The sequence below is a fragment of the Rhizobium zaerense genome (assembly GCF_051810725.1).
In the GTDB taxonomy this organism is placed as follows: domain Bacteria; phylum Pseudomonadota; class Alphaproteobacteria; order Rhizobiales; family Rhizobiaceae; genus Rhizobium; species Rhizobium leguminosarum_I.
In genome coordinates, this window is the sequence record NZ_CM132690.1 from 2,257,057 (window position 1) to 2,270,503 (window position 13,447).

16 protein-coding genes and 2 pseudogenes are annotated in these 13,447 nt (G+C 62.2%); 8 read left to right on the forward strand and 10 right to left on the reverse strand.

All coding sequences use genetic code 11. The annotated features are described in order from the left end of the window. Nucleotides 1–86 precede the first annotated feature (86 nt). Nucleotides 87–680 (forward strand): LysE family translocator, encoded by a 594-nt coding sequence (locus ACS4RR_RS10770; protein ID WP_222386256.1) that lies wholly within the window; start codon nucleotides 87–89, stop codon nucleotides 678–680. Here ACS4RR_RS10770 and ACS4RR_RS10775 read toward each other — a convergent pair. Together ACS4RR_RS10775 and ACS4RR_RS10780 are read right to left on the reverse strand one after the other, a co-directional pair. Next, entirely contained in the window at nucleotides 672–1,148 is a 477-nt protein-coding gene (locus tag ACS4RR_RS10775; protein ID WP_017965034.1) for a DUF2269 family protein, read from the reverse strand. The two genes, ACS4RR_RS10770 and ACS4RR_RS10775, sit on opposite strands and share 9 nt — an antisense overlap. Next, nucleotides 1,148–2,422 carry an SDR family oxidoreductase gene (locus ACS4RR_RS10780; RefSeq protein ID WP_260296564.1) on the reverse strand — a complete coding sequence of 425 codons (1,275 nt, stop codon included), beginning with the start codon at nucleotides 2,420–2,422 and terminating at the stop codon, nucleotides 1,148–1,150. The genes ACS4RR_RS10775 and ACS4RR_RS10780 overlap by 1 nt, the downstream gene beginning before the upstream one ends. Before the next feature lie 97 nt (nucleotides 2,423–2,519). On the opposite strand from ACS4RR_RS10780, the pseudogene nthA reads away from it, so the two are divergent. The 3 genes and pseudogenes from nthA (at nucleotide 2,520) to ACS4RR_RS10795 (ending at nucleotide 4,192) form a co-directional block, all read left to right on the forward strand. Further along, a pseudogene (gene nthA / locus ACS4RR_RS10785) lies at nucleotides 2,520–3,181 on the forward strand (nitrile hydratase subunit alpha). Continuing rightward, nucleotides 3,178–3,837 carry a nitrile hydratase subunit beta gene (gene nthB, locus ACS4RR_RS10790; protein WP_260296563.1) on the forward strand — a complete coding sequence of 220 codons (660 nt, stop codon included), beginning with the start codon at nucleotides 3,178–3,180 and terminating at the stop codon, nucleotides 3,835–3,837. The pseudogene nthA and the gene nthB overlap by 4 nt, the downstream one beginning before the upstream one ends. Then, the gene (locus ACS4RR_RS10795; protein WP_222386253.1) at nucleotides 3,824–4,192 is read left to right on the forward strand and encodes a nitrile hydratase accessory protein; all 369 of its coding nucleotides are present in this window, start codon (nucleotides 3,824–3,826) and stop codon (nucleotides 4,190–4,192) included. Before nthB ends, ACS4RR_RS10795 begins: the two co-directional genes overlap by 14 nt. Before the next feature lie 3 nt (nucleotides 4,193–4,195). Here the strand turns inward: ACS4RR_RS10795 and ACS4RR_RS10800 are convergent, their stop codons facing one another. Genes ACS4RR_RS10800 through ACS4RR_RS10810 form a run of 3 tightly spaced genes read right to left on the reverse strand, consistent with a single transcriptional unit; the run spans nucleotide 4,196 to nucleotide 5,905 of the window. Further along, on the reverse strand, nucleotides 4,196–4,978 hold the full coding sequence (locus tag ACS4RR_RS10800) for an anti-sigma factor family protein (RefSeq protein ID WP_260296562.1): 783 nt from the start codon (nucleotides 4,976–4,978) through the stop codon (nucleotides 4,196–4,198). Then, the gene (locus ACS4RR_RS10805) at nucleotides 4,975–5,490 is read right to left on the reverse strand and encodes an RNA polymerase sigma factor (protein ID WP_260296561.1); all 516 of its coding nucleotides are present in this window, start codon (nucleotides 5,488–5,490) and stop codon (nucleotides 4,975–4,977) included. Before ACS4RR_RS10805 ends, ACS4RR_RS10800 begins: the two co-directional genes overlap by 4 nt. Nucleotides 5,491–5,524: 34 nt before the next feature. Further along, entirely contained in the window at nucleotides 5,525–5,905 is a 381-nt protein-coding gene (locus ACS4RR_RS10810; protein ID WP_456190075.1) for a COG4315 family predicted lipoprotein, read from the reverse strand. A 150-nt stretch (nucleotides 5,906–6,055) separates the two neighbouring features. Between ACS4RR_RS10810 and ACS4RR_RS10815 the strand changes: the two are divergent. Both ACS4RR_RS10815 and ACS4RR_RS10820 read left to right on the forward strand, forming a co-directional pair. After that, nucleotides 6,056–6,244: pseudogene (locus ACS4RR_RS10815) on the forward strand (winged helix DNA-binding protein); the annotation flags it as partial. Nucleotides 6,245–6,362: 118 nt separating this feature from the next. Then, nucleotides 6,363–6,851: an RrF2 family transcriptional regulator gene (locus ACS4RR_RS10820; RefSeq protein ID WP_017965026.1), complete on the forward strand. Its 489-nt coding sequence runs from the start codon at nucleotides 6,363–6,365 to the stop codon at nucleotides 6,849–6,851. A 15-nt stretch (nucleotides 6,852–6,866) separates the two neighbouring features. On the opposite strand, the gene ACS4RR_RS10825 is transcribed toward ACS4RR_RS10820, so the two are convergent. The 4 genes from ACS4RR_RS10825 to ACS4RR_RS10840 form a co-directional block, all read right to left on the reverse strand. Continuing rightward, nucleotides 6,867–8,348, reverse strand: coding sequence for a cyclic nucleotide-binding domain-containing protein (locus tag ACS4RR_RS10825; RefSeq protein ID WP_456190076.1), 1,482 nt, complete (start codon nucleotides 8,346–8,348; stop codon nucleotides 6,867–6,869). A 190-nt stretch (nucleotides 8,349–8,538) separates the two neighbouring features. Further along, nucleotides 8,539–8,955: a cupin domain-containing protein gene (locus ACS4RR_RS10830; RefSeq protein ID WP_222386251.1), complete on the reverse strand. Its 417-nt coding sequence runs from the start codon at nucleotides 8,953–8,955 to the stop codon at nucleotides 8,539–8,541. 70 nt (nucleotides 8,956–9,025) lie between these two features. Further along, nucleotides 9,026–9,781 (reverse strand): SDR family oxidoreductase, encoded by a 756-nt coding sequence (locus ACS4RR_RS10835; protein ID WP_222386250.1) that lies wholly within the window; start codon nucleotides 9,779–9,781, stop codon nucleotides 9,026–9,028. Nucleotides 9,782–9,848: 67 nt separating this feature from the next. Then, entirely contained in the window at nucleotides 9,849–10,328 is a 480-nt protein-coding gene (locus ACS4RR_RS10840; protein ID WP_222386249.1) for a carboxymuconolactone decarboxylase family protein, read from the reverse strand. A gap of 131 nt (nucleotides 10,329–10,459) precedes the next feature. On the opposite strand from ACS4RR_RS10840, the gene ACS4RR_RS10845 reads away from it, so the two are divergent. Both ACS4RR_RS10845 and ACS4RR_RS10850 read left to right on the forward strand, forming a co-directional pair. Beyond that, complete coding sequence (locus tag ACS4RR_RS10845; RefSeq protein ID WP_222386248.1) at nucleotides 10,460–11,383, forward strand: LysR family transcriptional regulator; 924 nt, start codon at nucleotides 10,460–10,462, stop codon at nucleotides 11,381–11,383. Nucleotides 11,384–11,456: 73 nt separating this feature from the next. Further along, nucleotides 11,457–12,584, forward strand: coding sequence for an ATP-dependent DNA helicase (locus ACS4RR_RS10850; protein ID WP_018074216.1), 1,128 nt, complete (start codon nucleotides 11,457–11,459; stop codon nucleotides 12,582–12,584). A 136-nt stretch (nucleotides 12,585–12,720) separates the two neighbouring features. Here the strand turns inward: ACS4RR_RS10850 and ACS4RR_RS10855 are convergent, their stop codons facing one another. Beyond that, complete coding sequence (locus ACS4RR_RS10855; protein WP_456190077.1) at nucleotides 12,721–13,413, reverse strand: MerR family transcriptional regulator; 693 nt, start codon at nucleotides 13,411–13,413, stop codon at nucleotides 12,721–12,723. Nucleotides 13,414–13,447: the final 34 nt, after the last annotated feature.

A 13,447-nucleotide genomic window follows, 5' to 3' on the forward strand; every position in this document is an offset into this window, starting at 1 on the left:
ACAATGATGTCATGGCATCGATGGTTTAGGACAGTTATGCTGACCTAAATAAACAGGCCGCAGGAAAGCTGGCTTCGGGAGGTCGCATGCCGCTGGATACATTTCTCGCCCTCGTTCTCTTCGCCTTCACGACCTCGATCACGCCGGGGCCGAACAATATGATGCTCTTCGCATCGGGCGTGAATTTCGGTTTCCGCAGGACGATCCCGCATATGTTTGGCATCGGCGTTGGGTTCTTTTCGCTGCTCATCGGCGTCGGCTTCGGGCTCGGCGCGCTGCTACACACGGTGCCCGTAGTCTATACGGCGCTGAAGTTTGCAGGCGGCGCCTATCTCGTCTGGATCGCCTGGAAGATCGCTACCTCGCGCTCGCTCAGCGAAGGCAGCACTGGCGTCGAGCCGATGTCGTTCGTCGCGGCGGCGGCCTTCCAGTGGGTCAATCCGAAAGCCTGGGTGATGGCGGTCACCGCGATGGCGACCTATACCAATCCGCAACTCTACCTCGCGAGCGTGCTGATCGTCGGTCTCGCTTTCGCGGCAGTCAATGTGCCCAGCGTGTCGACCTGGGCCGGCTTCGGCTCGGCGCTCAGGGAATGGCTTTCGGATCCCGTGCGACTGAAATGGTTCAATATCAGCATGGCAGTGCTGTTGGTGCTAAGCCTCTGGCCGATGCTAAAATAGAGCGATCGACGGCTTTGTCAGCATCAGCCAGAGAATGCCGATGATGGCTGAGAAGGCCGGAAAGCCGAAAGCAAACCAGATGCGGTAGAGGCTGAAATAGGCCGGCGGCAGGGCTTTTCCCGCCGCTGCTGCGGCGCGGGCAAGATCGCGCAGCCGGATCTGGATCCAGACGACGGGCAGCCAGAACAGGCCGGTCACCACATAAAGCAGCAGCGACAGCGCAAGCCAGCCCTCCGACAGCTCCCAGCCGATCGACCGGGCCAGCAGATAGCCGGTCACCGGCTGGAGAATGGCTGCGGTGGCGGTGAAGAGGGTGTCGGCGACCACCACCGTTGCCGCAACATGGGCGATCAGCTTGGGATCGCGTGTCCGGTGCGCCATCGCCATGAAGAAGGCGATGCCGGCGCCGGTGCCGAAGAGCATGGTTGCGCCGACGACATGGGCAAGCAGCAGCCATTCCTCAAGCATCAGCGTTCATCCAGGGTGGCAAGTGCGATGAGTGTCAGCAGCATCGACGGCAGCACCTTGACGAGTGGACCGAGCGGATCGAGCCAGAGGGCGGGTTCGAGCAGGCTGGCGCCGGCAAGATAGGCGAACGACACGGCCAGCATCCCGAGAAGGGCACGTTTCGCCAGCGGGCGAAGGAGGACGGCAGCGCCGAGAGCGATGTCGATCAGGCAGGTTGCAAGCGTCAGCGCCGTTGCTGCGGGCTCAGGCATGAACGGCAGGAAATGCGCGGACGTATTCTCCAACGCCAGCAGCGGGATCAAACCTGAGAGCAGCCAGAAAGCGGACAGGCCCGATATGACGAGCGGCTTCAGAAGATAGAGCCTGGCAAACCAGAGATCCTGTACGCCGGAGGGATTGGCCGCGAGCGTTGCTGCCGCGGGTGTCAAGGCAAGGCCGCCCCCTTTTTTCGAGCTCCGCACGCCTTCGGTTATGACAGTCATCGCCGTCGAGCGCAGCGGCGAACGCCAGCCGAGCAATCCTGATAGATCGGCAAGCCACGTCACCGGGCCGGCAAGCCAGCCGGGAAGAGCAAACACGCGGGCGGGCGGCAGGCCGAGCCACTGGCGGTGAAGGCTGACGAGATCGGCGAGCGTCAGAACTTCGTTGGCGGCAAGATGGACATCGCCGGAGATGCCACCGGAGACCGCCCGCGACACGGCTTCCGCCACATCGTCCACAGAGAGTGTTTCGACCGGACTTTCGGCATGAACCAGTGGCAGCACCAGGGGAAAGGCGGCAAGCGCCCGCAGCAGCGCCGAACCGCCGTGGGCATTGCGGCCGAGAACGAGGGCAGGGCGCAGGATGAGGTGAGGCAGGCCGCTTGCCGCCAGCGCCTCGTCGGCTCGCCGCTTGGTGGCGAGGAAGGGAAGATCGCTCGCGGCTCCCGCCGTCTTTGCCGATATCTGCACGATCAACGGGCGCGATGAGCCTTTTGCGGCGGAATAGAGCGCCAGCATCGCCTCTGCCTGCGTGGCCGACAGATCATCCGACAGGCCGTCCTGCAGGGCGCCGGCGCAATTGACGACGACATGCTGGTCCTTGAGGATCTCGTCCCAATCCGTCGCTTTCGTCATGCGCGAGAGATCTGCGCGTCGCCAGTCGATCGCTGGCTGTTTCAGGCGTGCACGCGTGGGATTGCGGCCGAGGCCAGTCACGGCGTGGCCGTCGGCAACGAGCCGGGCCGCGACGACGGAGCCTATGAAGCCGGTTGCGCCGAGAATCAGAATGTTCATGGCAGGAGATTAGCGGAAAAGCGTGAGTGGCATAGGAGGGCTTGGCGGGCGTGTGGTGTATGATAGAACTAGCGGGCAGTTTCGGGAGGGCTTCGCCTTGCACGACCATGACGACGACCATGCTCACGGAGATGAGCACGCCCACGGGCACGATCATGACAACCATTATTCCGACATGCAGGCGCGGGTGAAGACGCTGGAAACGCTGCTGACGGAGAAGGGGCTGATCGATCCGGCGGCAATCGATGCGATCGTCGAGACCTACGAGACAAAGGTGGGACCGAGAAACGGCGCCCATGTCGTCGCCAGGGCCTGGAGCGATGCCGATTTCGCCGACTGGCTGAAGCGCGATGCGACGGCGGCCATCGCCAGCCTTGGTTATACCGGCCGACAGGGCGAGCATATGCGCGCCGTCTTCAACACGGCCGAGACCCATAATCTCGTCGTCTGCACGCTCTGCTCCTGTTATCCCTGGTCGGTGCTTGGCCTGCCGCCGGTCTGGTACAAGGCGCCGGCCTATCGGCCTATCGCTCGCGCGCCGTCATCGATCCGCGTGGCGTGCTGGCCGAATTTGGGCTGACGCTGCCGGAGGACAAGAAGATCCGCGTGTGGGATTCGACGGCGGAGCTGCGTTACCTCGTCATTCCCGAACGGCCTGAAGGGACCGACGGAATGGACGAGGAGTCGCTTGCGGATCTGGTGAGCCGCGATGCGATGATCGGCACGGCGGTTGTGAGCAGGCCGGAGAGCGCCACATGAACGGACCGCATGATCTCGGCGGGCAGATGGGCTTTGGTCCTGTCGCGCCCGAACAGGACGAGCCCTGTTTCCATGCCGAATGGGAAAAGCGGGCGCTCGGCATCACGCTTTCCTGCGGCGCGTTCGGCGCATGGACGATCGATGAAAGCCGGCATGCGCGCGAGAATATTCCGCCGGCCGATTATCTCGCTGCCAGCTACTACGAGATCTGGATCCGCGGCATCGATAAGCTGCTCAAACGGCACGGCTTTGCGACTCGCGCGGAGTTGCTGTCCGGCCATGCGCAGCAGGCGGGAGCGGTTCCGAAGCGGGTGCTGAAGGCGGATATGGTGCCCGGCGTTCTGGCAAAAGGCGGCCCTTGCGATCGTCCGGTCGAGACCGCGCCGCTCTTCGTGGTCGGTGAGACGGTGAAGACCAAGAATTTCAATCCGGTCACACATACGCGCCTGCCGCGGTATGCCCGCGCCAGGACCGGAATGGTCGAGACGGTGCAGGGCTCTTTCGTCTTTCCCGACGATAATGCTCATGGCAAGGGCGAGAACCCGCAATGGCTTTACACGGTGGTCTTCAGCGGCGGCGAGGTCTGGGGCGAGGGCGCCGATCCATCACTGACGGTATCGATCGATGCCTGGGAGAGCTATCTTGAGCCGGCATGAGACATCGCCGCTGACGCAATCGTCCGGGCTGCCGAGATCGCCGGAGGGCGAGCCGGTTTTTCCCGAGCCATGGGCTGCCGAAGCTTTTGCCATGACCGTGCACCTGCATGCAAACGGCCTGTTCAGCTGGAGCGAATGGGCCGCGACACTATCTGCGCAATTGCACAAGCCCGGCCGGGCCGAAGACGGGAGCGACTATTTCGACTGCTGGGTGGCGGCTCTCTCGGACCTCATCGTCAGCCGCGGGATTGCCAATGCAGATACGATCCTGGCGCTGCAACAAAGCTGGCAGCGGGCGGCAGAAGCGACGCCGCACGGCCGGCCGATCGAGCTCAGCAACGATCCCTCGCGGTGATCCTCACGACGGGAATTGTCGGTAGCACTCCTCAGCTACCTCCCGCAGCGTCTCGCGGGAGATTTCGCCGGTGACGGCGTAGCCGAGTTCGCCGTCGATCCAGTAGAAGGTCTCGAGATTGTCGGATGAGGCGAAGCGGAAACTCGTCGTGCGGTTTTCCGTGTTGCGGCCGACCAGGACGGTCAGTCGCTCGCCGGCTTGGTTTTCGTACATGAACATGGCGCCCGGCCTGCCATCGACTGGCAACAAGCGGCCGCCGACCAACTTGAAGCCGAGCGACTGCAAATTCGGGATCTTGAGATTCTCTATCGCCAAGCGTTTGCCGAGCCAAGTGGCGAGATGGGCCTCCTCGTTGGCGAAGACTTCGACGGGGTGGCGAACCTCGGTGGCATAGACCATGAAGGCGGTCTCAGCCTGTTTCGGCAGGGTTTCGGAGGCGGCAAGCTGCAACTCCGGTTTTTCCAGAAGGGCCGGACCATAGTGACCGCTGACGGCGCCGAGCGCGAAGACGAGGAGGGCGGCTGCGGCGATCGCGGCGCGTTTCCGCCCGGAAGAGATGCCGCGCGGCGGCGAAACAAGGAGAGCGTCGGTTTCCTTTGTTTTTTCATAGCCTGCAAACAGCGATCGGATGCCTGTATTCTGCGCCTGCCATTCGGCGACCATCGCCGCCTCGTCGGGATTGTCGGCCAGGAAAACCTCGATGCGGGGGCGTGCCGTTTCCGGCAGCTGGCCGTCGGCATAGGCGTGGAGGTCGGCTTCGGTGACGCTCGGATTGGTCTCGTTCATTTCGGTCTCCGGAGCGTAATGATATTGTCGGCCTTCAATCGCTCGGCGACGCGCCGGCGGGCGCGCGACAGGCGAGACATGACGGTGCCGATGGGGATATCGAGCGCGTCTGCGACCTCGCCATACGTGTATCCCTCAATAACGACAAGCATCAGCACGGCGCGGTATTCCTCCGAAAGGCTGTTCAGCGCATCGTCCAGCCGGGCGCGTTCCAGTGGATCGGCCGGCGGTTCGGACGCGGCGAGATCCTCTGCGGCGTCAAGCTCGACAAGGCCGTCGCGCGCCTTGCCGCGCCGGCCGTTGCGGTAGAGATTGGTCATGATGGTCAGAACCCAGCCGCGCAGGTTGAGACCGCGCCATTGGCCGCGGCGCGTGAGAACCTTTTCGACGCAATCCTGGAGCAGGTCCTCGCCATCGGCATCCGAGCGCGTCAGGCTGCGCGAATAGCGCCTGAGCGACGGCAGGAGGGCCAGGATCTGGCCCTCAAAGGTTTCGGGTGCGGGTGTTTTCACGCCGGCAACTCGCTTGTGATCGGGATCTTGGCGATCAAGGCTTGGCGAGATCCCAGTTGCCGCCGACGCCATCGCCGGTGATGTCGCCCATCTTCTTGTCCTTGACCCAGAAATAGAGCGGCATGCCGTCCTTGGCCCATTGCTTCTTGCCATCCTTGCGCTCGATGATCGAATATGCACCATCGGCCTTAGCATCGGAAGCCGCCATCAGCGGAGGCCAGTTCTTGGCGCAATCGCCGTTGCAATTGGAAACGCCCTTCGCGTCCTTCTTGAAGGTGTAGAGCGTCATGCCGTTTTCGCCGGCAATCACCTTGCCCTTTTCGGATCTGACGGTCTTGACAGGAGGGGCGGCGAAAGCAGCAGTCGCGGCAAAGGCGGCGGCAGCCACGACGGACAGGAATTTCACGGATTTCATGATATCTCTCCTCAGTTTGGGCACGCAATCTTGCGATACCTGAGATGAGACACGAGGCGCGGTGGTTTTATTCCAGACGCAGCAAAAGTTTTCACGGCGGGCGAGGTGGGCCGAAGCCCGTTTCACCCGCGTATGTCCGGTCGGGCGTTCGACACGGAGCCGATGGCGATCCTGGGCGGGCCTTCCGGCTGTCGAACCTGGTGCGTCCCAGTATCGAGGCGACACTTGCGATTTTGGCCTCGACCGCGGCGAATTCGACGTGATCGCAACGCTTGCCGTTCCGGACCGCCTTACCTGATGACCCCGACGGAGATGTATTCGGCGCTGGTGATCTCGTCGAGTGTCATCGTTCAAGCAGCAAGACGCTGCTTTTGCAGGTCATTTACATCGGGCCGGTTTTCGGATATGATATGTCCTTAATTCCATTGGCAGAGCCAGCCATCACACGAGTTGCTGAATGATCCTGAAAAGCCAGGTCGAGTGGGCGCTTCACTGCTGCGCCATTCTCGCGGGCCTGCCAGAGGGCAGGTATCTTTCCACCAAGGCGCTCGCCGAGCTTCATGGCCTGCCGAAGGAATATCTCTCCAAGGCGCTGCAGAGCCTTTCGCAGGCGTCGCTGGTCGAGACCACGCTCGGGCCGAGCGGCGGCTACCGGCTTGCCCAGGCTCCGTCGGAGATCAATTTTCTTGAGATCGTTGAGGCGGTCGAGGGGAAGGCGCGCAGCTTCACCTGCACGAACATCCGGGAAAACAATCCCTGCCGGCCGGCCGGTTATTGCGACAGCAAGCCCTGCGCGGTCGCCCGCATCATGTGGGAAGCCGACGAAGCCTGGCGCGATACTCTGAGGCGCGTGCGGCTTTCCGATCTGGTCGGCACCTTGTCCGAGGAAGTGCCGGCCGACATTTGGCGGAGCACGTTCGAATGGGTGCTCAAGCGCGCCGGCTGAGCGGGGTACCGGTCTCTATGCCTTGAAGATAGTTCTGATAGCTTTCAGGATGGCATGGGCCCTGCGGGCATGTTCCGGGGGCAAGGAGGCGCTATTGCGGAATCGCTCGGCGCGGCTGGCTAGGTGGTCGGCGATTTCTTCCGCCAGCGCCGGACGTTCGCTTAGTAGCGGCGCGAAGGCCTCCTGGTTGATCTCATAGGCGGTAACGGGGGTCAGAGCCTCCAGGGTGCACACTTCCTGCATGCCGGCGAGCAGTCCGGTCTCGCCAAAAAAGTCGCCCGGGGCGAGCCGTCCGCGTTCCTCGCCTGCGTTCCTCGCCGCGATGATGCCGGCGCGCACCATCATCAGTGAGGGCAGCATTTCGCCCTCGCGCACGATGACGTCACCCTTGCGGAACTGTCGGACAGCCGTGATATCGGCGAGTTTTGCCTTTTCATCCGATGTCAGCATCGTAAAGACCGGAATGGCCTCGATCAGTTCGCGTGGTGTCACGCTGGGTGGGCGCGCGTCCTCTTCCGTCGGCAGGCCGGTCGTCACGATTGCGGCGCTGGCCGGAGCGGCGAGCAGCAGGCCGGCGGATTTGCAATGGCGGTAAACGAGATCGAGCACCTCGCTTCGCGCAATGGCGCGCCGGTTCGGGCTCGTCACCCTGAAATAGAGATCGATTTCCAGCGCAGCGGCATCAAGTCCCTTGAGCGCGACCACCGGCGGCGGCTCGCGCAAGATCGAATTGCAGCTTGCCAACGCCGCTTCCATAACGCGCTGGATCGCTTCGGGCATGCGCGTCGGTGCAACGCGGACGGTGAGAGTCAGCAGATGGGTTTCGTCGGGCCGGCTGATGTTGGTCAGTCCGAGCTTCGCCAAAAAACTGTTCGGCAGAACGACGACATTGTTGGCACCGGTCAGGATGTGTGTGGCGCGCCAATTGCTTTCGACGACGCGTCCCTCCGTGCTGTCGCTGAGAAGGATCCAGTCGCCGATGACATATGGCCGGCCGAGTGTCAGGGCGATGCCGGAGAAGACGTCGGCGAGCGTATTCTGAAGCGCCAGACCGAGAATGATGGCGACCACGCCCGAGGTGGCAACGAGGGTTCCGATCGGCACGCCAAAGACGAAGGCCAGAACCGACAGAGCCATGCCGATATAGACGACGCCGATGACGAGATCCTGGAGCAGGCGGGCCTCCCGCGGATTGCCCTCCAGCACCAGATACAGCCTGATGAAACCTATGACGGCCCATGCCAGATGGATCCACCAGAGCGATTTTGCAACAATGACGAGCAAAGCCTGCGGATCCTCGGACTCATATCCTTGAAACCGGTGGGGTTCGATGCCGCTGACGACAAGGATCAGCGTCATCACCGCAAAGAAGAGGATCTGCACCACCAGCCGCGTCGTCGGCCGTTGGCGGGAAAGGAAGTACCAGACGACGATACCGGCAAAGCCGACTGTTATCAGGGATATCAAAGGCTTGCCGAAGAGCACGTCGTGAATCATCTCTCAGTCTCCGGAATGGCGGGCGGCACATGATTCAGTATGTCGGCCGCCCGCGCAAGCATCGGCCGGCGCGAATGACCAGCGCATCGGCCCGAAAATCGGAATCGATTTTCGGGCCGATGCGGGGATTGAAAGTGTTACAGCCTTCTTTGCTCGTCTGGTAAGAGGCGCGGCGCTGCAAGACGGATCGTCAGTTCTTCAGCGGGTAGGTCAGCTCTTGCTGGCTGGTGTCGACGACGAAGACGGCAAGCAGGCGGGCGGGCTTGGTGTCGCTGCCGTTGGCGCTGACACCATGGCGGTCGCCCGGCATTTCGGAGAAGCTCTCTCCGGCCTGGTAGACCTTGACCGGCCCATCATTGACCTGGCTGCGGATCGACCCTTCGAGCACGGTGGCGTAGATGAAGGCCGTATCGGGATGGGCGTGGCCTTCGGAGGAGCCACCCGGGCCATATTCGACCAACACACCCTTGATGCTCTTACCCGGTACGTTCGGAAGTTCGTGCTCATAGACGAGCGTGACCTTGGCAGCATTGTTACCGTCCGCGGCGGCAGCGCCGGTGAACGCCAGGCAAGCAAGAGCGGCGGCGAGGAAATGTGTTCTGGTCATTGGAATCTCCACGGTTGATAGGGTTTGGGCAGGACGCGCCCGAGCGGCCGCGTCCTCAGGGCAAGTCGGATCACTTCGGCTGGGCGGACTTCGCAAACCACTGCTCGAAGGTGATCGAGCCGAGCCGCGGGTCGTTGTCGGAAACGAGCGACTGGTCATTGAGTCTCGCGCCGAAATATTTCGCCTCGGCATCGGCCTCGACGGTGCGCGGGTCCTTCATGGCCTTCAAATACCGGGCGACGAGTTCGCTGAGGCGCGCCCGTTCCGGACCTGATATCTCGATCGTCGCATTAGCGGGCGATGCCACAGCCACATCCGCCATGACGTCGGCGACGTCGTCGGAAACGATCGGCTGAATGTAGGCGGGCGACAGGCGGACAGTCTGGCCGACCGTGCCCGATTGCACGATGCCGGCAAGGAATTCCATGAACTGCGTCGAATGGACGATGGTGTAGGGAATTCCCGATGCCTTGATCAGTTTTTCCTGGGCGAGTTTGCCGCGGAAATAGCCGCTTTCCTGCAGGCGCTCGGTGCCGACGACGGAGAGAGCGATATGATGCTTGACGCCGGCGAGTTTTTCGGCGGCGAGAAGATTGTGGCCCGAGGTCTCGAAGAATTCGAGCACGGCCTTGTCCTCGAAGGACGGCGAATTGGCGAGGTCGAGCACGACTTCGGCGCCTGAGAGCGCCTCCGCCAGTCCTTCTCCGGTGATCGTGTTGACGCCGGAGTTCGGTGAGGCTGCGATCACTTCGTGGCCGCGCTTGCGCAGGCGTTCGACAGTCTTTGAACCGATGAGGCCGGTTCCGCCGATGACAACGATTTTCATAACAGATCTCCCTTCGCTGCCGCGATGCGGCAGCGTTAAAGTTGAATGATGCGGTGAATTCGAAGGTTTAGTTCAGCCCGGCCTTATCGAGGCCGTAAGCCTTGTCGGCCGCGCCGGGTACGGTCTTGAAGCCGACATTGACGCGGTTCCAGGCGTTGATGGCCATGACGACAAAGGTCAGGTCCGAGATTTCCTTCTCGGAAAGCTGGCCGCGCACCCGTTCGTAAATCTCGTCTGGAACGCCGCCCTCGGGCAGCTTCGTCAGGGCTTCGGTCCAGGCAAGGGCTGCGCGCTCGCGGGGGATGAACAGGTTCGATTCCCGCCAGATGGCGACGTGGTAGAGCCGCAGTTCCGTCTCGCCGAGAATCTTGGCCTGCTTCACATGCATGTCGAGGCAAAAGCCGCATCCATTGATCTGCGAAGCGCGGATCTCGACGAGGGCCTGCAGCTTCTCGTCGATCACGCTGCCCTTCAGCGCCATGCTGAATTCCATGAATTTCTTGAAAAGCTCGGGGGACTGCTGGGCGTAGTTCAGTCGCTGGGTCATGTAACTCTCCTCTAATTAAGGACATTAAATATCCTTATGGATAGAAGATATCCGTAATCGCTGGACTGTAAAGCCATTCTCGCTTAATCTGGCTGCATAAGGCCTATGCGCAAAAGTATGAGGGGCAGGGGATGGATATCGTTTCGGCATTGCGGACCTTTCAGCGCGTCGTGGAGACAGGTTCGTTCTCGGCGGCGGCGCACGATCTCGACGTGACGCAGCCGGCGGTCTCGCGACAGGTCGCAGCCCTCGAAGGCCATTTCGCCACTCGCCTCCTGCATCGCACGACGAGCGGCCTGTCGCTGACGGCAGAGGGGGAGCGGATGCTGCCGATGGCGCTGCGGATTCTCGAAGCGGTTGAGGAGCTTGGCGATGCGGCCGGATCGGACGGAGCCATGGCCTCGGGAAAGGTCAGGCTCAGCGTTCCAGCACCACTCGGCCTCTATCTCAGCGAGCGGCTCGGCGATCTTCTCGCCGCCTATCCGAAGCTCTCGGTCGAACTCATCTTCAGGGAGCAGGGCTCGGATATGATCGAGGAGCGCCTGGATCTCGAAGTGCGCTTGGGCCAGGTCGCCGACAGCAGCCTAGTCTGCCGGCGGATCGGCTGGACGACCGCTTTCCTCGTTGCAGCTCCCGCCTATCTCGCGCGCAGGGCGGCTCCCCGCGCACCGAAGGAGATCAAGGACCATGAATGCCTGTGTTACAACAGGGCAGGCGAGGCCAATAGCTGGTCCTTCTCGAATGGCTCGGAAGACATATCGGTGCGGATCTCACCGCGGCTGACCGCCTGCAATGCCGTCGCCATTCACCGGGCAGCCCTTGCTGGAGCGGGTCTTGCGGTACTCTCGCACATCATCGCTATGCCCGATATCGCTGCCGGCCGGCTGGTCCCCGTGATGAAGGATTTCCAGCCGAGCCGGCTGCCGGTTACCGTCGTCTATCCCTCGCGGCGCAACATGCCGCTGCGCGTCAAGACGGTTCTGAATTTTCTCACCGAGGCTATGGGGCAGGACCCGTCGATGTGCGCCAGTGGCGCGGACCGGCAGTGGAACTGATGATCGTCCGGCCGGGCGATTTGCCGTTTTCCGCCTTGCCTAAAGCCCGCGAATCCTGCCAAGTCCTGCGGTCATGCAATTTGCGCCGCAACAAGATGAAGCCCTGAAGGCTGTTTCGAAATGGCTGAAGGAAGGGCGCTCGCCGCTCTTTCGCCTGTTCGGCTATGCCGGCACGGGAAAGACGACGCTTGCCAAGCATTTTGCCGAAAATGTCGATGGAGACGTGCTGTTTGCCGCCTTCACCGGCAAGGCGGCGCAGGTGCTGCGCTCGCGCGGCGCCTCGAACGCCCGGACGATCCATTCGCTGATCTACCGGCCGCGCGGCGAGGAGGCGGTGGAAGACGAGGAAACAGGCAAGACCTCGATCGCGCCGATGTTTTCGATCAACCGGCAAAGCCCGGTCGCCAAGGCGGCGCTGATCATCGTCGACGAATGCTCGATGGTGGACGAGGCGCTCGGCAAGGATCTGATGAGCTTCGGCACGCCAATCCTGGTGCTCGGCGATCCCGGCCAGCTGCCGCCGGTCACAGGCGGCGGCTACTTTACCAATCAGGAGCCGGACTACCTGCTCACCGATATCCACCGGCAGGCGCGCGACAATCCGATCATCAAGCTGGCCATGCAGGTGCGCGAAGGCAATGAGGTGATGTACGGCGATTACGGCACGGCCAAGGTGATTTCGAAAAATGAGGTGACTCAGCAGCTGGTCCTCGATGCCGACCAGGTGCTCGTCGGTACCAACAGGACACGACGGCGCTACAATCAGCGCCTGCGCGAACTGAAAGGCTTCAATGCCGATTATCCCCAGACCGGCGACAAGCTCGTCTGCCTGCGGAACGATCCGGCCAAGGGCCTGCTCAACGGCTCGCTCTGGCAGGTGATGACCTCATCCAAGGAAACGACGAAGCCCGGCATCAATCTGCTGGTCCGCCCCGAAGACGATGACATGGATCGGGGAGCCGCCAAGATCAAGCTGCTGAAACAGGCCTTCGAGGACGTCGAGGGCGAGATCCCCTGGAACACCCGAAAGCGCTATGACGAGTTCGACTACGGCTACGCGCTGACCGTTCACAAGGCACAGGGTTCGCAATGGAATGATGTCGTGCTCTTCGACGAGAGCTGGGCGTTTCGCGATACACGGGAACGCTGGCTTTACACTGCGATCACGCGCGCGGCGGAGACGCTGACGATAGTCCGCTGACCCTATCACATCCGGCGATCCCGATCAAATCGATGATCCCGTTCACACTCGTGAACCCGGGCGCACGCGCGACCAGATCGCATCTGCTGATCGGACAGAAGAAAGAGGAGATGGTGGCGGCCGTCGGGGGCGTGATTCAGGCCTGCACGATGCCGAGCAGAACTGCCTTGGCGATGGCCTGGAAGCGGTTGTTGGCGCGGAATTTCAGGATGATTCCGGCCTCCAGGTCACGGGTTTCGTCATGCTTCAGGTCGAGCGCCCGGGCGATGCGCTGGGTGGAATAACCCTCCGCCATCAGTTCCAGGCAACGCCGCTCCTGTGCGGTCAGGCTGGCACTGTCCTGATTGTCGTTCAGCGGCGGATCCTCGATGCTGCCGTCGAAATCAAGGAGGTCACCGACCTGCTGGAGCTGGCGGTGCAGCGTCGACATCTCGGCCGTCAGCTCGCGCTTGCGCACCTGCAGGGCCTCGCGGAACATCGCTTCGGCCGTTTCCTGCAGATCGGCGTTGCGGAGTTCGTCCATCAGTTCCTGGATGACGGCGATCGGCATGCCGGTTTCGCGGCAGACTGTAATGACGGCCATGCGCATCACGTCGTCCTGGCCATAGACCCGCATCAGGCCGATGCGATTGGCTGAAATCAACCCTTTCTCTTCATAAAAATGCAGTGTCCTGTGCGTGACGCCGAATGCGTTTGCCATGTCGGCAATGGGCACCGGACCGTCCGGTAGATCCGGCGGTAGCGCGGCCGAAGGCAGGAACCGGTATTTCGACCGGGCCTCCGAAGCGATACCGGCGGTGGCAAACAGGCGTTTGGAACCGTCTGGCATGAACCCTCCTGGGGCATGTTGTTGCACCTCATGC